This is a genomic window from Roseovarius mucosus, assembly GCF_002080415.1.
GTDB classification, from domain to species: Bacteria; Pseudomonadota; Alphaproteobacteria; order Rhodobacterales; family Rhodobacteraceae; genus Roseovarius; species Roseovarius mucosus_A.
Genome location: NZ_CP020474.1, coordinates 1,296,402 through 1,319,202 on the forward strand (window position 1 = coordinate 1,296,402; position 22,801 = coordinate 1,319,202).

A 22,801-nucleotide genomic window follows, 5' to 3' on the forward strand; every position below is an offset into this window, starting at 1 on the left:
ATCCGATCCAGATCAAGACCTTTGTAATAAGGGTCCTGTAGCGAGGCAGAATGCCCTCGATTTCAGCCGTGACGTTGCACAGACGCTAAGCAGCCGCCCCCTATAACGAGCAGTCACCGCGCGACATATGATGTAAAGTTGTGGGGGCACGTATCCCTGCCAGAGAGAGTCGCAATGCCCCTCAGGCTGAGGCGCGCTCGACCCCTTCTTCGATGGCGGCGCGCAGTTTGCGTTCAAGCGCGGCGCGCTTGCTGTCTGAGTGGAATTTCAGCCCGAACATATCCTTGACATAAAACGTATCAACCACCTGTTCGCCAAAGGTCGCGATCACGGCAGAGGCGATATAGACGTTGTTGGCGGCCAAGGTCCGCGTAAGATCGTAGAGCAGGCCGGGGCGGTCGCGGGTATCCACCTCGATGATCGTATAGATTTCAGAGCCATCGTTATCAAAGGTGATATGGGTGGGCACGCGAAAGGCGCGCTCGCGCTTCTTGAGCTTGTCGCGGGATTTGATCGCCTCGCGGGGAACCACCTCGCCTTTGAGGGTCTTTTGGATCATGTTGCGCAGGCGCGGCAGGCGGTCGGCTTCAAAGGGGTGCCCATCGGCGTCCTGTATCCAGAAGACCGCAGTGGCAAAGCCATCCTTGGACGTATAGGTGCGCGCGTCCACCACATTGGCCCCGACCAGCGCCAAGGCCCCCGCCAGACGCGAAAAGATACCCGGATGATCGGCCAGCGCGAAACAGGCGCGGGTGGCATCGCGATCCTCGTCAATCGCCAGATCAATGGCAATCTCATCCTCGGTCAGATTGTGCAGCAGGCGGGCAAAGACCACATGCGCGGTAACATGCAGCCCCTGCCAATAGGGCGGATAATGGCGCGAGGTCTCGTGCTTGAGGTCCTTGGCATCCCAATCCGGCAGCGCCTCGCGCAGGTTGCGCTTGGCATCCGAGCCGCGCTGTTCACGGTTGAGATCCTCAAGCCCGCCTTCCATGGCGCGGCGGGTCTGGCGGTAAAGGGCGCGCAAGAGCGACGCCTTCCAATTGTTCCAGGTGCCGGGGCCAACGCCGCGAATATCACAGACCGTGAGCAAGAGCAGCAGGTCAAGCCGTTCGCGAGTTTGCACCGCCTTGGCAAAATCGCGCACGGTGCGGGGATCGGCGATATCGCGTTTCTGCGCCATGTCAGACATCAGAAGGTGATAGCGCACCAGCCATTCAACGGTATCCACCTCGCGCGGTTTCAGCCCCAGACGGGGCCCGACACGGCGGGCGATGCGCGCGCCAAGGATGGCGTGATCCTCTTCACGGCCCTTGCCGATGTCATGCAGGAGGAGCGCCACATAGAGCACGCGGCGGTTGATCCCTTCTTTGAGAATTGACGAGGACACCGGCAATTCCTCGATCAGCTCGCGCCGCTCGATCTGGGCCAAGTGGCTGATACATTGGATGATATGCTCATCCACCGTGTAATGGTGATACATATTGAACTGCATCATCGCGACGATGGGTTCAAATTCCGGGATAAAGGCCGAGAGCACGCCCAATTCGTTCATACGCCTGAGCGCGCGTTCCGGGTTGCCATGTTTCAGCAGCAGGTCGAGAAAAAGCTTTTGCGCGGCAGGGTCGTTGCGCATGCTCTCGTCGATCAGCCGGATATTGGCCGAAACCAGCAGCATCGCATCGGGATGGATCAAGAGGCCGGTGCGCAGCGCCTCTTCGAACAGGCGCAAAAGATTGAGCGGGTCGGTGAGAAAGCTTTTGGGATCGGCGATACCAAGGCGGCCGTGCACCTCGACATAGCCCTCTTTCAGGGTCTTGCGGCGGCGCAAAAGGCGTTGCAAGAGCGGCTCAGACTTGATCTGCGTCGCCTCAAGCTTGGTCAGGAAAATCCGCGTGAGATCGCCGACGGCAGTGGCGTGGCGAAAATAGTCCTGCATGAAGATTTCCACCCCACGCCGGGCGGCGGTATCCTTGTAGCCCATGCGCTGCGCCACCTCGACCTGCATGTCAAAGGTGAGCTGGTCATTGGGCCGCCCGATGATCAGATGCAGATGGCACCGCACCGCCCAAAGAAAATTCTCGGCCTTGGAAAAGGTGGCGAATTCCTCGGGCGTGAACATGCCCAAGGCCACCAGCTCGCTTACGTCACGAACACGGTGCAGGTATTTGGCGATCCAGAACAGCGATTGCAGGTCGCGCAATCCGCCCTTGCCCTCTTTGACATTGGGCTCGACCATATAGCGCTCGCCCTGCTTTTCATGGCGCGCGTCGCGTTCCGCGAGCTTGGCCTCGGTAAAGGCGCGCTCCGAGCCTTTGAAGAGGTCATTCCAGAGGCGCTGGTTGAGCTTTTCGGCCAGATCCCCCTCGCCCGCGAGAAAGCGGTTTTCGAGGAGCGCTGTGCGGATCGTGTAATCCTCGCCACCAAGGCGCAAACAATCGCGGATGGTCCGGCTGGAATGCCCGACCTTGAGCCGCAGATCCCACAGCATGTAGAGCATGGATTCAATCACGCTCTCGGCCCAGGGGGTGATCTTGTAGGGCGTGAGGAACAACAGATCGACATCGGAATGCGGTGCCATCTCGCCGCGACCATAGCCGCCCACGGCAAAGACGGCGATGCGCTCGGCCTCGGTCGGGTTGGGCAGCGGGTGCATGACACGGGTGGCCACATCAAGCGTGGTCAGGATCAAACAATCCGTGAGCCAGCAATAGGAGCGGGTGGCGGGACGCGCGGCAAAGGGCTGTGCCGCCAGCCCCTCAGCTATCGCATCGCGACCTTGGGTGATCCGTGTGCTGAGGCAGGCCACAACCCCACGCCGAAGCGCGCCCATGTCTGGCCCCGCCTCGGCCACGGCCCGCGCGATCTCTGCCGCAACGGCGGGAATGTCGAAAATCGTTTCGGCAGGACAGATCAGATCATCCCGCGCCGTGATGAGTTGAATCATGTCCGACGTTTCGCACCCTCGTCAGAGGTTGGTGCCATGATGCGCATTGGGATCAAAATCCGGCCCCGCCAAAGCTTTGGGGGGCGGGGGACAGGATCGTCACGCGCCGGTCGCGGATCGTGGCCACGGCCAGTCCGCGCTCGTTGCTGCCATCGGGGCGGAAACGGAAAACACCGCTGACGCCCTGAAACCCGGCCGATTGGGTTAGCGCCGCGCGGCCCAAAGCCTCGCGGTTGCCGGATTTGACCAAGGCCCCGACCGCAGCAATGCCATCATAGGACAGGCTTGCGATGGGATGGGGGACATTGCCATAGGCGGCGCTGAAGCGCTGGGTGAACTGGCTTGCACGGGCCGGGTCCGGTAGGGCGAACCACCCGCCCTGCACCCCCGGCAGATCAAGCGTCTGCGGCGGGGTATCCCAACGCGACAGGCCAATATACTGCACCCGGTCCGGGCCAAGCCCGTTTTCAGGCAGCATTTGGGTAAAGAGCGGCAGGGCCCCCGCGGAATTCGCCGTGAGGAAAATCGCATCGGCAGCATTGGTTTCGGCGGCAGTCTTGATCTTGGGGATGGCGTCAATCACGCCCTCTTGCGAGAATTCATAGCCCACGCTGCCCGCCAAGGTCGCGCCATTGTCGCGCACCGCCTGCTCAATGGCTGTGCGGCCAAGCTGACCCGCGAGATTGTCGGAATAGACCGCCATGATGCGGGATTTCTGTTGCCGGGTGGCAAAATCCGCAAGCCGGTTGGCCGTATTCTGAAAGGTCTGCCCAAGGATGAAAAGATTTCCGCCCGCAATGGTCGGATTGTTGGAAAAGGCCAGCACGTTGATGTTGCGCGGGGCCATGGCGACCGCCACGGCATTGGCCGATTCGGCATGGAGCGGCCCGATGATGATCCGCGCGCCGTCAGCGGCGGCATTGAGCGCGGCCTGCTGCGCCTGTCCGGCTTGACCAGCGGTGCCATAGACGCGCAGGTCGATCTGCACGCCTGCAAGGTCCGCAACCGCCAACCGCGCCGCGTTTTCAAGATCGCGCGCCAACTGCGCCTCTTGCGCATCCGCACTGCCATGCGGCACGAGCAAGGCCACCGGAACCGGCCCCGAAGGTGCCGTGCCACCACCACCGGGCGCGGCCACCGACACAGGCTGACAGGCGGCCAAGACGAGTGCTGCAAGCATCAGGAAAGGCCGAAGCGCCAGGGTGGCGACCGACTTGCGGATGATGTGTAAAACGGCGAACATGCGTATCTCTCACTCCCTTGTTGCGCTTTGCCCTTGGCCAGACGCGATTGCGGACAATCATAACGGTCATATGGAGCGGGTCCAGTGGTGAATCCCAAACAGCAGAAACTGGCCGGTGGTCTCTACCTCATCGCCACACCGATCGGCACCGCGCGCGACATCACGCTGCGCGCGCTCGACATCCTCGCCTCGGCGGATGTGCTGGTGGCCGAAGATACGCGCAGCCTGCGGCGGCTGATGGAGATTCACGGCGTGCGGCTCGATGACCGCCCGCTCTGGCCCTATCACGACCACAACGGCGGGCAGATGCGGCCCCGGATACTGGCGGCGCTCGAGGCTGGGCAATCGGTGGTCTACGCCTCGGAGGCGGGGACGCCAATGGTGGCAGACCCCGGATTCGATCTGGGCCGCGCGGCGGTCGCGGCGGGGTTTGACCTTGTCTCGGCCCCCGGCCCTTCGGCGGTGATCACGGCGCTGACGCTGGCGGGCCTGCCCACGGATCGCTTTCTCTTTGCCGGGTTCCTGCCCAACACCGCCTCCAAGCGCAAGACGGTGCTCAAGGAGCTGGCAAGCGTGCCCGCAACGCTGGTGTTTTACGAATCGCCCAAGCGGGTGGTGGCGATGCTGCGCGATGCGGCCGAAGTGTTGGGCGGTGCGCGCGCCGCGGCGGTCTGCCGCGAGTTGACCAAGAAATTCGAGGAGGTCCGGCGCGGCACACTCAATGAATTGGCCCTGATCTGGGCCGATGCGCCGCCAAAAGGCGAAATTGTCGTGATTATTGATCGTGGCGGTTCGGAGAAAATTAAGGAAGTTGATTTAGACCGAATGGTGCTTGATGCGCTCAAGGGGCACTCTGTGCGCGATGCGGCGGATCTGGTGGCGGCGGACACAGGCATGCCCCGGCGCGAGATTTATCAACGGGCGCTCTCTTTGGCAAAGAGCGGAGATTCAGAGGCGGATTGAGAGATGCGGCAACTGGCATTTGATTTTGAGGCGATTGGCGGGGCGGCGATTGTGGTGGCCCCGCTAGTCTTGCGCCGTCAGGATCGGGGGCGGCGCGCCTATCTCTCGGGTCGGGCGGCGGAGGCCGGTGTTTTGCGCGCCTACGAACGGCGGGGCGTGACAGCATTGCACCAACGCTGGCGCGGGCAAAGTGGCGAGATCGACATGATCCTGCGCGCGCCCGATACGTATGTCTTCTGCGAGGTCAAGCAGGCGGCCAGCTTTGATCTGGCCATCGAGCGGCTGCACCAAGGCCAGATGCGGCGCATCCACGCCGCCGCGTCGGAATATCTGGGCCTTTTGCCCGAGGGGCAATTGGCCTCTGTTCGTTTTGATCTGGGGATCGTGGATGGCCGGGGCGATGTGCGCATTCTTGAGAATGCCTTTGGTCATTTCTGAATTGCGCGCCCCGCGCTCTTGCCGCATGTAGGCAGGAGACGGTGAAAAGGGGCAGGATATGAAAATCGCCTTTCAGATGGACCCGATCGGGCCGATCAATATCAACGGAGACAGCACCTTTCGCATCGCGGAAGAGGCGCAGGCGCGCGGCTATGAGCTGTTTTACTACACGCCCGACCGGCTGGCCTATGACGAGGGGCGGGTGACGGCGCGGGGCTGGCCCCTGACCGTGCAACGGGTGCAGGGCGATCATTTTCGGCTGGGCGCAGAGCAAACAGTCGATCTGAGCACCTTCGATGTGGTCTGGCTGCGCCAAGACCCGCCGTTCGATATGTTCTACATCACCACAACCCATATCCTGCAACGGCTGAGCCCCGGCACACTGGTGGCAAATGATCCGTTCTGGGTGCGCAACTATCCTGAAAAGCTGCTGATTCTCGATTTCCCGCAACTCATGCCGCCCACGGCGATTGCCCGCGATCTCGAGACGATCCGCGCCTTTCGCGCACGGCATGGCGATGTGATCCTCAAGCCGCTTTACGGCAACGGCGGCGCGGGCGTGTTCCACCTGCCCGAGAGCGACCGCAACCTTGCCAGCCTGCATGAGATGTTCACCGGATTCAGCCGCGAGCCGCTCATCGTGCAAAAATACCTGCCCGCCGTCAGCAAGGGCGACAAACGGGTGATTCTGGTGGATGGCGAACCCATCGGGGCCATCAACCGCGTGCCCGCGCAGGGCGAGACGCGCTCAAACATGCATGTGGGCGGGCGCGCGGAAAAGGTCGAGCTGACCGCCCGCGACCGCGAGATTTGCGCCACCATCGGGCCGCTTTTGCGCGAGAAGGGGCAGATATTCGTCGGCATAGACGTGATCGGCGACTATCTCACCGAGATCAACGTGACCTCGCCCACCGGCCTGCAAGAGCTGGAGCGGTTTGACGGCACCAATGGTGCCGGGCTGATCTGGGATGCAATCGCGACACGGCGGGGATGAGCTGGCAACTGCGCCTCTTGAACCGCCAGTTGCGCTGGTTCGAGAAGCCGGCGCTGGCGCGCCATGACAAGGACCGCCTCCGGCGGTCCTTTGCGTTCAAATCGCGGCTTTATTTTCATGCCCCCTTTGGCAGTTCCTTTCTGCGTGACACGCTAGACGGGGTGCCGGTGCAATGGGCGCGGGCCCGTGGTGCGCAACCTGCGCCCGTGATCCTCTATTTCCATGGCGGGGCCTATGTCTTTGGCACCTCGACCACGCATCGGGCGATGCTGGCCAAGCTCTCGGCGCTGACCGGGCTGCCCGCCTGTTTGCCCGATTACCGGCTGGCCCCCGAGCATCCTTTTCCGGCGCAGATCACGGATGCGCTGGCCACATACCGCGCGCTGAGGGCCAAGCAGGAGGTGATCATCGGTGGCGATAGCGCGGGCGGCGGGCTGGCGCTTGCGCTCTTGCATGAAATCCTTGCACAGGGTCTTGCCCCGCCCTTGGGCGTCTTTGCCTTTTCGCCCCTTACCGATGTGACCTATTCCGGCGCGTCCGTCACCGAGAATGCCGCGCGCGATTGCGTGCTGTCGGCCAGCCGGGTCGCCGAGATGCTGGAGATGTTCTTGCGCGGGCAAGACCCTCGCGACCCGCGCGCCTCGCCTCTCTTTGGTGTGTTCACCGGCGCGCCGCCCGTGTGGATGACCGTGGGCGACACCGAGATCCTGCGCGATGATACGCTGCGGATGCAGGCCGCGCTGGTGGCGCAGGGGGTGCAGAGCACACTCACAGTCGCGCCCGATCATCCGCATGTCTGGCCAATTTTCCACAATATCCTGCCCGAGGCGCGCAGCACCCTGCGCGATCTGGCCGCCTGGATCAGGTCTCTTTGACCCCGGCGATGCGAAAGCTGACCGCCTCGGCCACGTGCGGCAGGCGGACATCCACGGAGCCGTCAAGATCGGCGATGGTGCGCGCCACCCGCAACACCCGGTGATAGCCCCGCGCCGTAAGCCCAAAGCGGCTGGCAACGCGCGTCACAAGGGCGCGCCCCTCGGCGTCCGGCGTGGCGACATCATCGAGCACCGCCCCTTCGGCATCAGCGTTGAGGCGCATATGGGCATGGCCCGCATAGCGCGCCGCCTGCACCGCCCGCGCCCCCGCCACGCGGTTTGCGACCGTGGCCGAGGCATCGCCCGAGGCGGGCAGATCGAGATCGGTAAAGGCCACGGGCGGCACCTCGATCCGCAGATCAAAGCGGTCCATCAACGGGCCGGAAATGCGTCCGATGTAATCCTCGCCGCAGTTGGGCGCGCGTGAACAGGCGCGGTTGGGGTCGCTCAGATAGCCGCATTTGCAGGGGTTGGCGGCAGCGATCAGCATGAAACGGCAGGGATATTTCACATGCGCATTGGCGCGGGCGACCATCACCTCGCCGGTCTCGATCGGTTGGCGCAGGGTTTCCAGCACGGTGCGGGGAAATTCGGGAAACTCATCCATGAAGAGCACGCCGTTGTGCGCAAGGCTGATTTCCCCCGGCTTGGCGCTGCGCCCGCCGCCGACAATCGCGGCCATCGAGGCGGTGTGATGCGGCTCGCGAAAGGGGCGGGCGCGGTTGATGCCGCCCTCGGACAAGAGCCCGGCAAGCGAATGGATCATCGAGGTCTCCAACGCCTCTGGCGCGGAAAGCGGCGGCAAGATGCCGGGCAGGCGCGCGGCCAGCATGGATTTGCCAGACCCCGGCGTGCCGATCATGATCAGGTGGTGACGGCCTGCCGCCGCAATTTCCAGCGCGCGTTTGGCGCGTTCCTGCCCTTTTACGTCGCGCAGGTCGCGGCCCTGTGGCGGTGCGATCACCTCGCCGGGGTCCGAGGCGGGGATCGGCGCCTGCCCGGTGTAGTGGCGTACCACATCCGAGAGCGACGCCGCCGCGATCACCTGCACCGCGCCGACCCAGGCCGCCTCGGGGCCGCAAGCCTTGGGGCAGAGCAGGATACGGTGTTCCTCAGCGGCAGCCATGGCGGCGGGCAACGCGCCGATCACTGGCACCAGCGTGCCGTCGAGCGACAATTCCCCCAGCGCCGTTGTGCCCTCGGCGGCGTCATGCGGGATGATTTCGAGCGCTGCCAGAAGGGCGAGCGCGATGGGCAGGTCAAAATGGCTGCCCTCTTTCGGCATGTCGGCGGGCGAGAGGTTGATGGTGATGCGCCGCGACGGCAGGGCGATGGCCATGGCCGAGAGCGCCGCGCGCACCCGGTCGCGCGCCTCGGACACCGCCTTGTCGGGCAGGCCCACGAGGGAAAAGGCGGGAACGCCCGGCGTGATGGCGCATTGCACCTCGACGGGCTTGGCCTCGACCCCCTCAAAGGCCACGGTATAGGCGCGCGCGACCATGTGGTTCCCTATGCTTCTAACAAGGTTAATGCGTAGCGCGGCAGAGGTTTAAGAATGGTTAACGCTGGCTGCCCTTTGAAACCGGGCGAATTCGGTCTCGCACCTGCGCGGCATCTCTCTTATAACCCCTGCGAAACAGTCTGGGAGTCGCTGCCATGACCGGAGAATTGTCGCCGATTGACAAGGCCAAATTCGTTGCCGCCAAGCGGTCGGTGGATTTCGTCGAGGACGGGATGCGCGTGGGCCTTGGCACCGGATCAACCGCCGCGTGGATGGTCCGCTGTCTGGGAGAGTTGGTGCGCGAGGGCGGCTTGCGCATTCGCGGCGTGCCGACATCGACGCGCACGGCGGAACTGGCACGTGAGGTGGGGATCGAGGTTATCAGCCTGGATGAGGCGAAATGGCTCGACCTTACAATTGACGGGGCCGATGAATTTGACAGCAATCTCAATCTGATCAAGGGCGGCGGCGGCGCGCTCTTGCAAGAAAAGATCGTGGCGACAGCCTCTGACCAGATGATCGTGATCGCCGATGTCGGCAAGGAGGTCGAGACGCTGGGCGCCTTCCCCCTGCCGGTAGAGGTGATCCCCTTTGGTTGGCAGACGACGAAATCGCTGGTCGAGGAACTCTTGATCAATATGGATGTGCTGGGGCGCGATGCCACGCTGCGGATGAATGGCGCGCGGCCCTTCATCACCGATGAGGGCAATTATATTCTCGATCTGCATCTGGGGCGGATTGGGGCCGCGCATCAACTCTCGATGGCGCTCAATCAGATGCCGGGGGTGGTTGAAAACGGGCTTTTCCTCGATATCTGCGATGTGGTCATTCTGGGCTATGGCGATGGCCGTGTGGAAACCCGCGACATCAACGAAGGCACCGTGGAGGAAGACCGGCTCGACTTTGTCGAGACCGACAATCTCTTTCGTGATCTGACGGATTGAGGGGACGATGATGAGCGAATTCGACTACGACCTTTTCGTGATCGGCGGCGGGTCTGGCGGCGTGCGCGCGGCGCGGGTGGCGGCACAGGGTGGCGCGCGCGTCGCCTTGGCCGAAGAGGATCGCTATGGCGGCACCTGCGTCATTCGCGGCTGTGTGCCCAAGAAACTGATGGTCTTTGCCTCGGAATATCGCGGGGCTATGGCCGATGCGCAGGCCTATGGCTGGACAGTGCATGCGGGCGGGTTCGATTGGGTCACCTTCCGCGACAAGCTGCATACCGAGTTGGACCGGCTCGAAGGGGTCTATCGCGGTATTCTGAAAAACAACGGGGTCGAGACTTATGATAGCCGGGCGCGCCTTGTTGATCCGCATACGGTGGAACTGGCCGACGGCACGCGGCGGAGCGCCAAACACATCCTCATCGCCACTGGCGGGCGGCCCGTGAAACCCGATCTGCCGGGGGCGGAGCATGCGATCACCAGCAATGAGATCTTTCATCTAGAGCGGCTGCCCAAGTCGATCCTGATCGTCGGCGGCGGCTATATCGCGTGTGAATTCGCCTGTATTCTCAACGGTTTGGGGGTCAAGGTCACGCAGTTCTATCGCGGCGCGCAAATTCTGCGCGGCTTTGACGAAGAGGCGCGCGGGCTGGTCTCGGACGAGATGATCGCCTCGGGGATCACCCTGCATCTGGGCACCAATATCGAGACGATGGAGCCCGTCGACGGCGGCTATCGCGTGACCGGCACCAATGGCAGCGAGGCGGTGTTTGAACAGGTGATGTTCGCAACCGGGCGCGCGCCCAACACGGAAAATCTGGGGCTTGAGGCCGCAGGCGTGTCCGTGGGCCGCAAGGGCGAGATTGTCGTGGATGCCTATAGCCAGACCGGCGTGCCCTCGGTCTATGCGATTGGCGATGTGACCGACCGTGTGAACCTCACGCCGGTGGCCATCCGCGAGGGCATGGCCTTTGTGGAAACGGTGTTCAACGGCAACCCGACGCCGGTGGACCATGATCTGATCCCCACCGCGATTTTCACCCAACCCGAGATGGGCACCGTGGGCCTGAGCGAAGAAGCCGCGCGCGAGCAAGAGCCGATCGAGGTCTATGCCACCTCGTTCCGGCCCATGCAGACGGCCTTTGCCGGGCGACCCGACCGGGTGTTGATGAAACTGATCGTAAGCCAGGCCACCCGCAAGGTGCTGGGGTGTCATATCGTCGCTCCGGGTGCGGGCGAGATGATCCAAATGGCGGGGATCGCCGTCAAGATGGGCGCGACAAAAGAAGACTTCGACCGCACCGTAGCGGTGCATCCGACCATGTCGGAAGAGCTTGTAACGATGAAAACGCCTGTGCGCACCGCTTGATTTTTCGCCTGTGCTGCACAGGTTGTGAAACGGGCCGGGAACGGCAGGACAACAAGGGAAGACAAACGTATGGCTGGAAACTCTGGCGGCCCATGGGGCGGCGGCGGAAATTCGGGCGGCGGCGGCGATGACCGCGACCGCAATGGTGGGGGTGGCAGGCGTCCCCCAGAGGGAGGACCGCAGCTGCCCGAAATCGACGAGTTGGTGCGCAAGGGTCAGGATCAGCTTCGGGTTCTCATGGGGGGGCGCGGCGGCGGCAACAAGGGCGGTGGCACCGGTGGCGAAGGCGGGCCACAGTTCGGCAAGGGCACCATTGGCCTTGCGGCCTTGGGTGCAGTCGCGCTCTGGGTCTTTGCCAGCGTCTATACGGTCAAGCCCGAAGAGCAATCGGTCGAGCTCTTCTTGGGGGCCTACTACAAGACCGGCAATCCCGGTCTGAACTTTGCCCCATGGCCCATTGTGACGGCTGAAATCGTCAATGTGACCTCGGAACGGACCGAGGATATCGGTCGCAGCACCGGCGGGCGTGAAGGCGGGCTGATGCTGACCACCGATGCCAATATCGTCGATATCGGCTTTCAGGTGGTTTGGAACATTTCCGACCCGGCAAAACTGCTCTTCAACATCCGCGATCCGCAACTGACGGTGCAGGCGGTGTCGGAATCCGTGATGCGCGAGATCATCGCGGCGTCCAATCTGGCCCCCATCCTCAACCGGGATCGTGGGATCATCGCCGACACAGCGATGCGCAACATCCAAGAGGCGCTTGATGAATATGACAGCGGGATTCAGGTGGTGCGGGTCAACCTCGACAAGGCCGATCCGCCGCGCGAGGTGATCGACAGCTTCCGCGAAGTGCAGGCCGCCGAACAGGAACGCGACCGTTTGCAACGGCAGGCGGATGCCTATGCCAACCGGGCGCTGGCAGAAGCGCGCGGTCAAGCCGCCCAGATCCTAGAGGATTCAGAAGGCTACCGCGCCCGCGTCGTCAACGAGGCACAGGGTGACGCGAGCCGCTTCACCTCGGTTCTCGAAGAATACGCCAAGGCACCGGATGTGACGCGCAAACGTCTTTATATCGAGACAATGGAGCGGGTTCTTGGCGGTATCGACAAGACCATTCTCGACAGTTCCATCGTCGGCAGCGAAGGCGGCAACGGGGTTGTGCCCTATCTGCCGCTGAACGAACTGCGCCGCTCTACGACAGAACAGGGGAACTAAGATCATGACCAAATTTCTAATCCCTCTTGTGGTCGTTCTGGGCTTTTTGGGTCTCTCTTCGGTCTTTGTGGTCGATGAGCGCGAAAAGGTTCTGGTGCTGCAATTCGGCCAGATCAAATCCGTCAAGGAAGAACCGGGCCTCTCCTTCAAGATCCCCTTCATTCAGGAGGTGGTGCGCTATGATGACCGCATCCTGTCGCTCGATACCGACACCATCGAGGTGACGCCGTCGGATGACCGCCGTCTTGTGGTCGATGCCTTTGCGCGTTACCGCATCCGCGACGCGGTGCAGTTCCGTCAGGCCGTCGGCGTGGGCGGGGTGCGTCTGGCCGAGGATCGTCTGTCATCCATTCTCAACGCGCAGATCCGCGAAGTTCTGGGTGCCGATCAGGTGACGTCCGATACGATCCTGTCCGAAGATCGGCGCGAATTGATGCGCCGCATCCAGCGGCAGGCACAGACCAGTGCGGCGGGCCTTGGCCTTGACGTGGTGGATGTGCGGCTCAAGCAGACCAACCTGCCCGAGCAGAACCTCGAGGCAACGTTTGCCCGGATGCGCGCCGAGCGCGAGCGGGAAGCCGCCGACGAGATCGCCCGTGGTAACGAGGCCGCACAGCGCGTGCGCGCCCTTGCCGACCGGACCGTGACCGAGACGCTCTCGGATGCCGAGCGTGAAGCGCAGGTGATCCGAGGCGAGGCCGACGCCGAACGCAACGCGATCTTTGCCGAGGCTTTCGGTGCCGACCCCGAGTTCTTTGCCTTCTACCGCTCGCTCGAAGCCTATGAAAAGGCGCTGCAAGGCAACAATTCTTCGATGGTAATGACACCGGACAGCGAATTCTTTGACTATCTCAAGTCGGGAAGCGCGCCATAATGCTCGAAACCGCGCTTCTTGCATTGGGACTGGTGCTGATTGTGGAGGGGCTGGTCTATGCACTGGCCCCTTCGCTTATTGAACAGATGCTTGTGGCCCTGTCGGCGCTGCCCGTCGAGGCGCGGCGCCTCATGGGGGCGATTGCGCTGGTGCTGGGGCTGATCCTTGTCTGGGCGGCCAAGACGCTTGGCGCTTGATCTTGGTCCGCCAAAACGGTCACATGGATGTGAATTGATCCCGCAAACTTTGCGATCCGGCAAAGACCACCTACATTCCAGTGCAAGAGGGCGCGCGTGCCGCCCGATGCACGAACCAAAGGAGACATTGGTGTGAACACCCAAACGATTTCCACAACACGATCCCTGCCCAGCGGCCTGCGGGCTCTTTGGGTCATGGCCCTGATGGTTGGGCTGTTGATCGCTCAGGCAATGGCCGCCTCAGCACGGCCCGACAGCTTTGCCGATCTTGCGGACAAAATCAGCCCGGCGGTGGTGAACATCACAACGTCAACCGTGGTCGAACGGGGCACCGGCCCCTCGCCCATCGTGCCCGAAGGCTCGCCCTTCGAAGACTTCTTCGAGCAGTTCCGCGACCGTCTGGGCGAAGGTGACCGGCCACAGCGTTCCTCAGCGCTTGGGTCCGGCTTTGTGATTTCCGAAGATGGGTTTGTGGTCACGAACAACCACGTGATCGAAAGCGCGGATGAAATCATCATCGAATTCTTTTCCGGTGAAACCCTTGCCGCCGAGGTGATCGGCACCGACCCCAAGACCGATATCGCCCTGCTCAAGGTCAAGGCGGATAAACCGCTGCCTTTCGTCAGCTTTGGCGACAGTGACACCGCCCGCGTGGGCGATTGGGTGCTGGCCATGGGCAACCCGCTGGGTCAGGGGTTCTCGCTGTCTGCGGGCATCGTTTCGGCGCGCAACCGCGCGCTCAGCGGCACCTATGACGACTTTATTCAGACCGACGCGGCCATCAACCGGGGCAACTCGGGCGGGCCGCTCTTTAATCTCGACGGTCAGGTCGTGGGCGTGAACACTGCCATCCTCAGCCCCACCGGCGGCTCTATCGGTATCGGTTTCTCCATGGCCTCGAATGTGGTCAAGCGCGTGGTCGATCAGTTGCAGGAATTCGGGGAAACACGGCGCGGCTGGCTGGGCGTACGGATTCAGGACGTCACAGCCGATGTGGCCGAGGCGATGGGGCTTGAGAAAGCCGCCGGTGCCCTTGTGACGGATGTACCCGAAGGCCCCGCAGCCGATGCCGGTATGCTGGCCGGTGACGTGATCACGTCCTTTGACGGGCAGGATGTGTCCGACACCCGCAGCCTTGTGCGCACCGTGGGCAATACCGAGGTGGGCAAGACCGTGCGCGTCGTGGTCTTCCGTGAGGGCAAAACAACCACGCTCAAGATCACATTGGGCCGCCGCGAAGAGGCCGAAGGTGCCATTCCCGTGGCCCAGCCCGGCGAGGAGGCCACACCCGAGGCACCCGTAGAAAAGACCATTTTGGGCCTCACGCTGACCCCGCTCAGTGACGAGCTGCGTGCGCAGCTTGAGCTGGACAATTCGGCAACGGGCCTTGTCGTGGTGAATATCGACGAGCTGTCCGAGGCCTACGAAAAAGGTCTGCGCGCGGGCGATGTGATCACCGAGGCCGGACAACAAAAAGTGGCCAGCATCTCTGATCTTGACGACCGCATCGCCGAGGCCAAAGAGGCCGGGCGCAAATCCCTGCTGATGCTGGTGCGCAGCGGTGGCGATCCGCGGTTCGTGGCGCTTTCGATCGAAGATAACAAGTAAACGCCCCTGACCATGGGCCGCAAAGGCACCCCGATCCGGGGTGCCTTTTTCATTGCGCCGGGCGCATATCGTCTGGCCGCGCCCAGCCTGCGCTTGGCATGATGCTTGCACCTTCTGGAGTGACCCCCAGACGGAGCCCGGCATGATCGCCCCGGTATTGACCAGCCTTCCCAACCCCGCAGCCACGGCCCCGGCCCGTGGTGCGACGGCGCTTGGCCAAGGCGCTGGCGTGCCAAACCAAGGCTTTTCTGCCCTTTTGGACGCAGCACAGGCCCCGGCGCAGCCCCCCGCGCAGCTTTCCACCCCTCACCTCGGGCCGATCACGCCGGGCCCCACGCCTGCTGTCGCAGCGCCCGTGCCCACAGCGCCCGTGCCCACAGCGCCTATGCCCACGCCCGTGGCAAATCCGGCGGGCGTGCAAATCGCCGATTTCCAACCGCCTCGGATCACCATCGAGGCCGTCCCACCCCAACCAGACAGCGCCCCCGAGGCGCAGATCACGCCCGAGGATATACCCCTGTCCGAAGCCGCCTCTGCGCAGGGGGCAACGGATCACCTGCCCATCGCCACGCCAGCCCCCGAACCGGGCGCAGTCCCGCCCGTTGCAGCGCAAGTCGCACAAGCGGCCTCGGATCCCGACATCGCCGACACAGCAGAGCCCACCGAAAGCGTGGAACCCCCGGAAACCGCCGAAGCGCTGCCACTCGCCGCCTCTGCCCTGCCCATCGCGGCCCCCCTCATGCCCGCGCCGCCGCCCACAGCGCCCGCAGGCAGCACCACACCCGCCACAGCCGCGCTCAGCGCCGATCCCGCCCCGCTTGCCCCCGCTGAACCCAGCGGAGCCGCGCCCATGGCCACAGCAGAAGCCACGCCCATGGCCGCCCCACAAGCCGCGCTGCAAACCGCCGCCCCTGCCCCCCTGACCAGCGCCCCGCTGCCGCAAACCCTTGATCTTGCAGCCCCCAACTGGCCCGAACAGATGGTGCAGGACATTCAGCAGGGCATCAGCGCAGATATCGACACTCTGACCCTCACGCTCACCCCCGAGCGTCTTGGCCCGCTGCAAATCCGGCTAGAAACTCAGGACGGTGTGACCCATGTGCATATCGTCACCGAAAGCCCCGAAGCCGCCCGCGCCATGGCCGAGGCCCAGCCTCGTCTGGCCGAGGCCATGGCCCGCGCCGGGCTCGAGATGGGCAGCCAATCCACCACAACGACGACGGGCGGCTCAGGCGGCGCGGCGGGCTTTGGCACCACGGGCGGCGATGCCAACCCGCGTGGCAATGGCCAGCCCGGCACCGAACCGGGCCTGTCGCAGGATGCCACCGCTCACGATGACAGCTCCTCACACCCGCTTTCCCCGCGCGCGCCTGCGCGCTCTTCCATTGACCTGATCGCCTGAGGTTTCCCATGGCCGATGCCGCACTCCCCAATCTCGATGCCCGCCCCAAGGGTGGCTTTCTCAAGAAGATGCTTGTCTGGCTTTTGATGGCGCTCCTTCTGGGCGGCGGCGGCTTTGGGGCGGGTTTCTACCTGTCTGGCGGGGCGCTTTCGCCGTCGCAAGAGGTGTTGCGCCTGCTCGAATTGGAAACCGCCGCCGCCGAGGCCGCGGGCGAGGCCGAGGCTGGCCCCAAGCGCATCCCCAAGGAAATGCCCGAGGCCCCCGTCTTCGAAACCCGCTATCACGAGTTTCCCGATCCGCTGACCACCAATCTCAAGGGCTCGCGCCGGTTTCTCCAGATCGGTGTTGGCGTCTCGACCCAATATGACGAGAGCGTCATCGCGCATATCGAAACCCACGCCATGGCCCTGCGCTCGGATATGTTGGCGGTGATCTCGGGCTTTGCCGAAGAAGATGTCGAAGGCACCGCCGGACGCGAGGCGCTGGCAGAGGCGCTCAAGACTGCGATCAACGCCCGCCTCGAAGCCCTCGAAGGGTTCGGCGGCATCGAGGGCGTCTTCTTTCCCTCCTTTGTCCTGCAATAGGTCGCCCCATGGCCCGCAACACCACCAGCGCCACCCACAAACTTAGCTCGAACGAGGTCGCAGCCCTTGTCGACGGCCTGCTCGACATGGAGAAAGAGCAGACCCACGGCACCGAAAGCGTCAAGCGCTACAAATTCGGCTCTGACAACCTGTCGATCATGGGCGATTACCACGGGTTGCGCATGGTCAACGAACGCTTTTGTCGTCTGGCGCGGCCCGTGTTCCTGCCGTTCCTGCGGATGCACCCGCGCATCTCTGCCTTTCCACCCGAGGTCAAAAGCTTTTCGCATTACTGCGACGAGTTGGAGAATTTTGTCAGCCTGACCACCGCCCGCGTCGATGCGCTGCGCAGCAATCAGTTGATCATGCTGCCGCCCAATTTCGTATCCTTGCTGACCAATGCCTATTACGGCGGCAATATCGCCTATCTGCCGGGTGGCCGCGCCGAGTTTACCGCCAGCGAGACGCGGGTGATCGAAATCGTGACCAAGGGCATCTACCGCGCGCTCGAGGCCGCGTGGCGCGATCTGATCCCGCTCGATTTCGCCAATCCGGTGCATGAGGACAATCTGCAATTCGCCACCTTTGTCGAAAGCGAAGAAAAGGTTGTCTGCTGCTCTTTCATCATCCAGCTGCCCGAGGCCGATCCGGCCACGCTGGATCTAATTTACCCGCTTCAGGCGCTCAAACCAATTGCCGCGCGCCTGCGCTCGCGGATGCAGTCGGATCAAGTGGCCGATGACCTGCGCTGGCGCAGCCGCCTGCGCGAGGCGGTGATGGCTGTGCCGCTCAATGTCACGGCGCGTCTGGCCGAACCCAATGTGCCCATCAGCGCCCTGACCGGGCTGCGCCCCGGTCGCGTCGTGCCGGTTGATCTGACGCTGCGCCCGCAATTGCTGGTCGAAGGCACACCACTCTTTGACGCCGAACCGGGCGCGCAGAATGGCCGCGCCGCGCTCTCGCTTACCCGCCGTATTGAACCCTGACCCCAAGGACCCCGCCATGACCAATGATGCCACCCCCCCGACCGACCAGCCCGACACCAGCCTGACCAACGTTGACCTTGGCCTTTTGGCCAATGTCCGTGTCAGCATGACCGTTGAGGTGGGCAATACCCAAATCACGCTGCAAGACCTCTTGCGCCTCAACGAAGGCTCGGTGGTGGAACTCGACCGCATGGCGGGCGACCCGCTCGATATTCTGGTCAACGGCACCCCCATCGCCAAGGGCGAGGTGGTCGTGGTGGGCGAGAAATTCGGCATCCGCTTTGGCGATATCGTCGATCCCCGGCAACGGATCGAAACCGTCTGACACCCTACCCCTTTGCGTGGCACGAAACCTGCACGGGTTGATCAACTGACCCTTGATCAACCTTTGCAGGAGAATACCCCCGTGGATGTCTTGACCCCTGACCGCATCCTGACCATTGCGGGCTTTCTGGGCGTGCTCGTGCTGGTCTGGGCCGTGATCCGCCATAAACGCGCACCGCTCGCCGCCCGTCTGGCAACCGGTCGCAAACTGGAACTGACCGAGACGCTCAATCTGGGCGGCGACAGCCGCGCGCTCTTGCTCAAGGCCGAAGGGCAAACCGTGCTGGTGGTGATGGGCCGCCGCTCGGGCACCGCGCTGACCCTTCTGGCACAAAACGAGGGGGCCGCAGCATGAGCCGCCTTTTTCCGCTTCTGATCCTTGCCCTTCTGCTGCCCGCGCCGGTTCTGGCACAACAGGGCCTGCCCGCGATCACCCTCTCGGACGAGAACGGCACGACCTATTCGCTCTCACTGCAAATTCTGGCGCTGATGACGGCGCTCACGGTGCTGCCGTCGCTGGTGCTGGGCATGACCGCCTTTACCCGGATCATCATCGTGCTGTCGATCCTGCGGCAAGCCATGGGCACGATGCAGACGCCGCCCAATCAGGTGCTCATCGCCATCGCGCTTTTTTTGTCGTTCTTCGTGATGCAGCCAGTGCTGACAGAGGTGTATGACACCGCGCTCAGCCCCTATCTCGATGGGCAAATGGCCCCGGATGTGGCGGTGCGGCTGGCCTGGGACAAGCTGTCCGGCTTCATGCTGGCCAATACCCGGCAGAACGACCTTTTGATGTTCGCGGAACTGGCGGGCGATGCCCCCTATGCCAGCGACGCCGAAGTCCCGGTGGCCGTGCTCTTGCCCGCCTATATCACTTCGGAACTCAAGACCGCGTTCCAGATCGGCTTTCTGCTGTTCCTGCCCTTTCTGGTGATCGACATGGTGATCGCCTCGATCCTGATGGCACTCGGCATGATGATGCTCTCTCCGATGATCGTGTCGCTGCCCTTCAAACTGCTGTTGTTCGTGCTGGTCGATGGCTGGGCCCTGACCATGGGCTCGCTTGCCTCCAGCTTTCAAGGAGCGCTCTGAGCCATGGATTTCGACGCCAATATCGAACATTTGCGCATGGCCTACTGGAATATCCTGCTGACAGCAGGCCCGGTCCTGCTGGTGGCGCTCGCCGTGGGCCTTGTGATCGGCATCCTTCAGGCGGCCACCTCGATCAACGAGGCAACACTTAGCTTTGTGCCGAAAATGGCCATCGTGATCGTGACCATGGCGCTCATGTCGGGCTTCATGCTCAGCACGATGACCGATTATTTCACCCATGTCTTCGACGCCATCGCGACGATGCACTAGGATGCTGCCCGAATTCGCCCCCTCTGCCACCGGTTTGCCGGGTCTGGAACTCACGCAGTTGACGGGGCTCGCGCTGCAATTTCTGTTCGCCATGCTGCGCATCGGTGCCTTTGTCCTTTCGGCCCCGCTCTTTGCGGCGCGGTTCATCTCGTTGCCGGTGCGGATCATCATTTCGGTCTGCCTGACGGTGCCACTGATGGGTCAGGTGCCGATCCCCGAACCCGAAGCGCTCTCCAGCCTCTCCAGCGTGGTTATCGCCCTGCGTGAACTGGCGATCGGGCTGTCGGCGGGGATGGTGCTGCAAATCCTCTTTGCCGCTGCCGTCATGGCGGGCGACCGCATCGCTAATACCGCCGGCCTGGGCCTTGCGGCGCAGGTCGATCCCACCAGCGGCTCGCAATCGCCGGTCATTGGCCAGTTTTTCATGCTGTTCCTCTTGGCCATTTTCGTGACCGAGGACGGCCATCTTGCCGCCATCCGCCTGATGCTCGACAGCTATCGCCTTATTCCCATCGGCACGCCCATCGCGGGCACGGTGCTGATCGACGCAAGCATGGAGGCGACCACAGCGATGTTTCGCAACGCGGCCCAGTTGATGATGCCCGTCGTCTCGGTGCTATTGCTGCTGAACCTCGTGATCGGGGTGATCACCCGCTCGGCCCCCTCGCTCAATCTTTTTGCCTTTGGCTTTCCGCTGACGATGACCGCCACGCTGGTCTTGCTTTTTCTCACCGTCACCAGCCTTGGCCCCGCCCTGTCGGAACGGGTGGCACAGGCCTTGCAGCATCTGATGGAGATGTTGAACGGATTACCCAATGGCTGACGCAGACGACGGACAGGAAAAAACCGAAGAGCCAACCCAGAAACGCCGCCAAGAGGCGCGCGAAGAAGGGCGGATCACAACTTCTACCGAGGTCTTCGTGCTGGTCACGCTGGGCATGGGCGCGCTTATCCTCAGCGCCGGACAATGGGCGCTGCCGGGGCTGGCCGGGCTTTGGGCAACAGGGCTGGTGATCGACGGGGCGCAATCGCTCGACGCGATGATGATTGGGCACACGCGCGATATGATGCTCTGGATGCTGGCCGCTGGGCCCGGACTGGGCCTGCCGCTGCTGGCGGCTGTGCTCATGGCGCAATCGGCCATGGGGGGGCTGAACTTTGCGCCCAAGGCGTTGGGCTTCAAACCCGAGAAAATGAACCCCATGACCGGGCTGGGGCGGATGGTGTCGATGAAGGCACTGGTCGATCTGCTCAAGGCGGTGCTCAAGGTCACGCTCTTGCTTGCGGCGGGTGTGCTGATGCTCTACCCGCTTTTGCCTGCGCTTGGCAGCTCTTCGGCGCTGGCGCCCGGCGATGCGATGGTGCTCTTTGGCACGGCGATGCTGCGGGTGCTGGGCGGGCTGCTGCTTGGCCTTGTGGTGATCGCAGCACTTGATCTTGGCTGGCAAATCCACTCCAACACAAAATCCATGCGCATGTCGCGGCAGGACATCAAGGACGAATCCAAGGAATCCGAAGGCTCGCCCGAGCAAAAAGGTGCGATGCGCCGCCGCCAGATGCAGGCCTCGCGCCGCGCGTCAGAGCGCAAGGCATTGGCCGATGTACCGATGGCCACCGCCATCATCACCAACCCCACCCATTTCGCCATCGCCCTGCGTTACGAGCCGGGCACCGATACCGCACCGCGCATCCTTGCCATGGGCAAGGGACCAATGGCGCAGGCTGTGATCCGCCGGGGCCGCCGCGCGGGTGTCACTACATTGCAAGTGCCGCCACTGGCGCGCGCCCTTTACTTTACAGGGGCCATTGGCCGGGAAATTCCCGATGTGCTCTTTGCCGCCGTGGCTGTGATCCTTGCGCATGTGTGGCGTCTGGAACAGGGGCAGCCCGCCCCCATGCCCGATGTCGACCTGCCCCCCGACCTGACACTTGACGAATTTGGCCGCCCCCTCAGATGGAGAAATCAATGACCGAGCGCCCCCGCTCCACCGGAGAAATGATCTCGACCCTTTGCTTCATTGGCGTGGGTCTCTGGTCTCTGGGCACCGCCCTAGAGGCCCCTCAGCCCAAGGCCGCGCTGCTGCTGCTTTGTGCCGCCGCCTGCTTTTTAGGCGCAGCACGCCATCCCATCGCCCGACGGCTTGACCGCCGATAGAGGGCAGTCACCACAGGATTTCGCCCCCTTCCCAAGACAAATCGCAACACTTGACGACAGATTTCCCCAACCTGCACCGAAACTATTGAACTTCGCCCCGGAATGTCTAACAGATGGGGATAGTTCACGATGCACAGAGCTGGGCTCGCGTCGCCACGCCGCGATTAAATTACAGCGCAGGACAACCCAGGCAATGTCTATGAAAATTTTACTTGCAGACGATCACAACCTTCTCGCCGAAGCCGTGGGCAACATGCTCAACGCGCAGCCCGGCAATGTGGCGATCACCACCGATTCCTATGATGGCATCCTCAGCCTGCTGTCCGAGCATACAGATGTCGATATCGTCCTGCTCGACCTCAAGATGCCGGGTATGGTCGGGCTTGCCAGCGTCAAAAGCGTGATCGAGAAATCCGCCCCCGCCAAGGTCGTGCTTTTTACCGGCATGGTGGATCGGCATTTCCTGCACAGCGCGCTGGAATTGGGCTGCAAGGGGCTGATCCCTAAAACGATGCCGCTGCAATCGCTCAACAGCGTGCTGCAACTGATTAATTCGGGGCAGGTCTTTGTGCCGATGGATGCCGGCACGCCGGGCCTCGACAAGGCCGGGCCAGAACATGACCTGACGGAAAAGGAACTTTTCGTGCTGCGCCTTGCCGCCGATGGCCTGACCAACAAGGAAATCGCGCGCGACATGGGCACCAATGAGGTCACGATCAAGATGCACATGCGCTCGATCTGCAAAAAGCTGAACGCCCGCAACCGCGCCCATGCCGCCATGATCAGCCGCGAACGCGCGCTGATCTGAGCGCGG

At 63.0% G+C, this 22,801-nt stretch carries 24 protein-coding genes; 21 read left to right on the forward strand and 3 right to left on the reverse strand.

Annotation, left to right across the window (positions count from 1 at the left end):
* Positions 1 to 181: 181 nt before the first annotated feature.
* Both ROSMUCSMR3_RS06320 and ROSMUCSMR3_RS06325 read right to left on the reverse strand, forming a co-directional pair.
* Positions 182 to 2,947 carry a [protein-PII] uridylyltransferase gene (locus tag ROSMUCSMR3_RS06320; protein ID WP_081506788.1) on the reverse strand — a complete coding sequence of 922 codons (2,766 nt, stop codon included), beginning with the start codon at positions 2,945 to 2,947 and terminating at the stop codon, positions 182 to 184.
* 52 nt (positions 2,948 to 2,999) lie between these two features.
* Positions 3,000 to 4,190 (reverse strand): penicillin-binding protein activator, encoded by a 1,191-nt coding sequence (locus ROSMUCSMR3_RS06325; protein ID WP_008279031.1) that lies wholly within the window; start codon positions 4,188 to 4,190, stop codon positions 3,000 to 3,002.
* A gap of 84 nt (positions 4,191 to 4,274) precedes the next feature.
* On the opposite strand from ROSMUCSMR3_RS06325, the gene rsmI reads away from it, so the two are divergent.
* Genes rsmI through ROSMUCSMR3_RS06345 form a run of 4 tightly spaced genes read left to right on the forward strand, consistent with a single transcriptional unit; the run spans position 4,275 to position 7,460 of the window.
* A complete protein-coding gene (gene rsmI / locus ROSMUCSMR3_RS06330) occupies positions 4,275 to 5,153 on the forward strand; it encodes a 16S rRNA (cytidine(1402)-2'-O)-methyltransferase (protein ID WP_237183542.1) in 879 nt (292 codons plus the stop codon).
* Between the two features lie 3 nt (positions 5,154 to 5,156).
* Complete coding sequence (locus tag ROSMUCSMR3_RS06335; protein WP_081506789.1) at positions 5,157 to 5,591, forward strand: YraN family protein; 435 nt, start codon at positions 5,157 to 5,159, stop codon at positions 5,589 to 5,591.
* Between the two features lie 58 nt (positions 5,592 to 5,649).
* Complete coding sequence (gene gshB / locus ROSMUCSMR3_RS06340; protein ID WP_081506790.1) at positions 5,650 to 6,585, forward strand: glutathione synthase; 936 nt, start codon at positions 5,650 to 5,652, stop codon at positions 6,583 to 6,585.
* On the forward strand, positions 6,582 to 7,460 hold the full coding sequence (locus ROSMUCSMR3_RS06345; RefSeq protein WP_081506791.1) for an alpha/beta hydrolase: 879 nt from the start codon (positions 6,582 to 6,584) through the stop codon (positions 7,458 to 7,460). The genes gshB and ROSMUCSMR3_RS06345 overlap by 4 nt, the downstream gene beginning before the upstream one ends.
* On the opposite strand, the gene ROSMUCSMR3_RS06350 is transcribed toward ROSMUCSMR3_RS06345, so the two are convergent.
* The gene (locus tag ROSMUCSMR3_RS06350; protein WP_081506792.1) at positions 7,447 to 8,961 is read right to left on the reverse strand and encodes a YifB family Mg chelatase-like AAA ATPase; all 1,515 of its coding nucleotides are present in this window, start codon (positions 8,959 to 8,961) and stop codon (positions 7,447 to 7,449) included. The genes ROSMUCSMR3_RS06345 and ROSMUCSMR3_RS06350 overlap by 14 nt on opposite strands.
* 155 nt (positions 8,962 to 9,116) lie before the next feature.
* Here ROSMUCSMR3_RS06350 and rpiA point away from each other — a divergent pair, with 155 nt between their 5' ends.
* The 17 genes from rpiA (at position 9,117) to ROSMUCSMR3_RS06435 (ending at position 22,795) form a co-directional block, all read left to right on the forward strand.
* Positions 9,117 to 9,905 carry a ribose-5-phosphate isomerase RpiA gene (rpiA, locus tag ROSMUCSMR3_RS06355; protein WP_008279037.1) on the forward strand — a complete coding sequence of 263 codons (789 nt, stop codon included), beginning with the start codon at positions 9,117 to 9,119 and terminating at the stop codon, positions 9,903 to 9,905.
* A gap of 10 nt (positions 9,906 to 9,915) precedes the next feature.
* Complete coding sequence (gene gor, locus ROSMUCSMR3_RS06360; protein ID WP_081508564.1) at positions 9,916 to 11,274, forward strand: glutathione-disulfide reductase; 1,359 nt, start codon at positions 9,916 to 9,918, stop codon at positions 11,272 to 11,274.
* Between the two features lie 69 nt (positions 11,275 to 11,343).
* Positions 11,344 to 12,495: an FtsH protease activity modulator HflK gene (gene hflK, locus ROSMUCSMR3_RS06365; protein WP_081506793.1), complete on the forward strand. Its 1,152-nt coding sequence runs from the start codon at positions 11,344 to 11,346 to the stop codon at positions 12,493 to 12,495.
* Between the two features lie 4 nt (positions 12,496 to 12,499).
* Complete coding sequence (gene hflC / locus ROSMUCSMR3_RS06370) at positions 12,500 to 13,369, forward strand: protease modulator HflC (protein ID WP_008279040.1); 870 nt, start codon at positions 12,500 to 12,502, stop codon at positions 13,367 to 13,369.
* Complete coding sequence (locus ROSMUCSMR3_RS06375; protein WP_008279041.1) at positions 13,369 to 13,566, forward strand: DUF2065 domain-containing protein; 198 nt, start codon at positions 13,369 to 13,371, stop codon at positions 13,564 to 13,566. Before hflC ends, ROSMUCSMR3_RS06375 begins: the two co-directional genes overlap by 1 nt.
* A gap of 195 nt (positions 13,567 to 13,761) precedes the next feature.
* Complete coding sequence (locus ROSMUCSMR3_RS06380; RefSeq protein ID WP_008279042.1) at positions 13,762 to 15,174, forward strand: Do family serine endopeptidase; 1,413 nt, start codon at positions 13,762 to 13,764, stop codon at positions 15,172 to 15,174.
* 142 nt (positions 15,175 to 15,316) lie between these two features.
* On the forward strand, positions 15,317 to 16,576 hold the full coding sequence (locus ROSMUCSMR3_RS06385; protein ID WP_081506795.1) for a flagellar hook-length control protein FliK: 1,260 nt from the start codon (positions 15,317 to 15,319) through the stop codon (positions 16,574 to 16,576).
* A gap of 8 nt (positions 16,577 to 16,584) precedes the next feature.
* The gene (locus ROSMUCSMR3_RS06390) at positions 16,585 to 17,160 is read left to right on the forward strand and encodes a flagellar basal body-associated FliL family protein (RefSeq protein ID WP_081506796.1); all 576 of its coding nucleotides are present in this window, start codon (positions 16,585 to 16,587) and stop codon (positions 17,158 to 17,160) included.
* Between the two features lie 8 nt (positions 17,161 to 17,168).
* Positions 17,169 to 18,146: a flagellar motor switch protein FliM gene (fliM, locus tag ROSMUCSMR3_RS06395; RefSeq protein ID WP_008279045.1), complete on the forward strand. Its 978-nt coding sequence runs from the start codon at positions 17,169 to 17,171 to the stop codon at positions 18,144 to 18,146.
* Positions 18,147 to 18,162: 16 nt separating this feature from the next.
* Positions 18,163 to 18,471, forward strand: coding sequence for a flagellar motor switch protein FliN (gene fliN / locus ROSMUCSMR3_RS06400; protein ID WP_008279046.1), 309 nt, complete (start codon positions 18,163 to 18,165; stop codon positions 18,469 to 18,471).
* Between the two features lie 81 nt (positions 18,472 to 18,552).
* On the forward strand, positions 18,553 to 18,825 hold the full coding sequence (locus ROSMUCSMR3_RS06405) for a flagellar assembly protein FliO (RefSeq protein ID WP_157667268.1): 273 nt from the start codon (positions 18,553 to 18,555) through the stop codon (positions 18,823 to 18,825).
* On the forward strand, positions 18,822 to 19,562 hold the full coding sequence (gene fliP / locus ROSMUCSMR3_RS06410; RefSeq protein ID WP_081506798.1) for a flagellar type III secretion system pore protein FliP: 741 nt from the start codon (positions 18,822 to 18,824) through the stop codon (positions 19,560 to 19,562). Before ROSMUCSMR3_RS06405 ends, fliP begins: the two co-directional genes overlap by 4 nt.
* Positions 19,563 to 19,565: 3 nt before the next feature.
* Positions 19,566 to 19,832 carry a flagellar biosynthesis protein FliQ gene (gene fliQ / locus ROSMUCSMR3_RS06415; RefSeq protein WP_008279049.1) on the forward strand — a complete coding sequence of 89 codons (267 nt, stop codon included), beginning with the start codon at positions 19,566 to 19,568 and terminating at the stop codon, positions 19,830 to 19,832.
* 1 nt (position 19,833) lies between these two features.
* Positions 19,834 to 20,655 carry a flagellar biosynthetic protein FliR gene (gene fliR / locus ROSMUCSMR3_RS06420; RefSeq protein ID WP_081506799.1) on the forward strand — a complete coding sequence of 274 codons (822 nt, stop codon included), beginning with the start codon at positions 19,834 to 19,836 and terminating at the stop codon, positions 20,653 to 20,655.
* On the forward strand, positions 20,648 to 21,802 hold the full coding sequence (locus tag ROSMUCSMR3_RS06425; RefSeq protein WP_008279051.1) for an EscU/YscU/HrcU family type III secretion system export apparatus switch protein: 1,155 nt from the start codon (positions 20,648 to 20,650) through the stop codon (positions 21,800 to 21,802). Before fliR ends, ROSMUCSMR3_RS06425 begins: the two co-directional genes overlap by 8 nt.
* Positions 21,799 to 21,987: a hypothetical protein gene (locus ROSMUCSMR3_RS06430; protein ID WP_008279052.1), complete on the forward strand. Its 189-nt coding sequence runs from the start codon at positions 21,799 to 21,801 to the stop codon at positions 21,985 to 21,987. Before ROSMUCSMR3_RS06425 ends, ROSMUCSMR3_RS06430 begins: the two co-directional genes overlap by 4 nt.
* Before the next feature lie 199 nt (positions 21,988 to 22,186).
* Positions 22,187 to 22,795: a response regulator gene (locus tag ROSMUCSMR3_RS06435; protein WP_008279053.1), complete on the forward strand. Its 609-nt coding sequence runs from the start codon at positions 22,187 to 22,189 to the stop codon at positions 22,793 to 22,795.
* The last annotated feature ends 6 nt before the right edge of the window (positions 22,796 to 22,801 follow it).

Coding starts and splice junctions, on each gene's coding strand:
- fliP (WP_081506798.1), top strand. CDS start 18,822: ATGAGCCGCCTTTTTCCGCTTCTGATCCTTGCCCTTCTGCTGCCCGCG.
- gor (WP_081508564.1), top strand. CDS start 9,916: ATGAGCGAATTCGACTACGACCTTTTCGTGATCGGCGGCGGGTCTGGC.
- ROSMUCSMR3_RS06350 (WP_081506792.1), bottom strand. CDS start 8,961: ATGGTCGCGCGCGCCTATACCGTGGCCTTTGAGGGGGTCGAGGCCAAG.
- rpiA (WP_008279037.1), top strand. CDS start 9,117: ATGACCGGAGAATTGTCGCCGATTGACAAGGCCAAATTCGTTGCCGCC.
- ROSMUCSMR3_RS06320 (WP_081506788.1), bottom strand. CDS start 2,947: ATGATTCAACTCATCACGGCGCGGGATGATCTGATCTGTCCTGCCGAA.
- fliM (WP_008279045.1), top strand. CDS start 17,169: ATGGCCCGCAACACCACCAGCGCCACCCACAAACTTAGCTCGAACGAG.
- fliN (WP_008279046.1), top strand. CDS start 18,163: ATGACCAATGATGCCACCCCCCCGACCGACCAGCCCGACACCAGCCTG.
- ROSMUCSMR3_RS06390 (WP_081506796.1), top strand. CDS start 16,585: ATGGCCGATGCCGCACTCCCCAATCTCGATGCCCGCCCCAAGGGTGGC.
- gshB (WP_081506790.1), top strand. CDS start 5,650: ATGAAAATCGCCTTTCAGATGGACCCGATCGGGCCGATCAATATCAAC.
- hflK (WP_081506793.1), top strand. CDS start 11,344: ATGGCTGGAAACTCTGGCGGCCCATGGGGCGGCGGCGGAAATTCGGGC.
- ROSMUCSMR3_RS06435 (WP_008279053.1), top strand. CDS start 22,187: ATGAAAATTTTACTTGCAGACGATCACAACCTTCTCGCCGAAGCCGTG.
- ROSMUCSMR3_RS06345 (WP_081506791.1), top strand. CDS start 6,582: ATGAGCTGGCAACTGCGCCTCTTGAACCGCCAGTTGCGCTGGTTCGAG.
- ROSMUCSMR3_RS06325 (WP_008279031.1), bottom strand. CDS start 4,190: ATGTTCGCCGTTTTACACATCATCCGCAAGTCGGTCGCCACCCTGGCG.
- fliQ (WP_008279049.1), top strand. CDS start 19,566: ATGGATTTCGACGCCAATATCGAACATTTGCGCATGGCCTACTGGAAT.
- ROSMUCSMR3_RS06375 (WP_008279041.1), top strand. CDS start 13,369: ATGCTCGAAACCGCGCTTCTTGCATTGGGACTGGTGCTGATTGTGGAG.
- ROSMUCSMR3_RS06380 (WP_008279042.1), top strand. CDS start 13,762: ATGGCCCTGATGGTTGGGCTGTTGATCGCTCAGGCAATGGCCGCCTCA.
- ROSMUCSMR3_RS06335 (WP_081506789.1), top strand. CDS start 5,157: ATGCGGCAACTGGCATTTGATTTTGAGGCGATTGGCGGGGCGGCGATT.
- ROSMUCSMR3_RS06430 (WP_008279052.1), top strand. CDS start 21,799: ATGACCGAGCGCCCCCGCTCCACCGGAGAAATGATCTCGACCCTTTGC.
- hflC (WP_008279040.1), top strand. CDS start 12,500: ATGACCAAATTTCTAATCCCTCTTGTGGTCGTTCTGGGCTTTTTGGGT.
- ROSMUCSMR3_RS06385 (WP_081506795.1), top strand. CDS start 15,317: ATGATCGCCCCGGTATTGACCAGCCTTCCCAACCCCGCAGCCACGGCC.
- fliR (WP_081506799.1), top strand. CDS start 19,834: ATGCTGCCCGAATTCGCCCCCTCTGCCACCGGTTTGCCGGGTCTGGAA.
- ROSMUCSMR3_RS06425 (WP_008279051.1), top strand. CDS start 20,648: ATGGCTGACGCAGACGACGGACAGGAAAAAACCGAAGAGCCAACCCAG.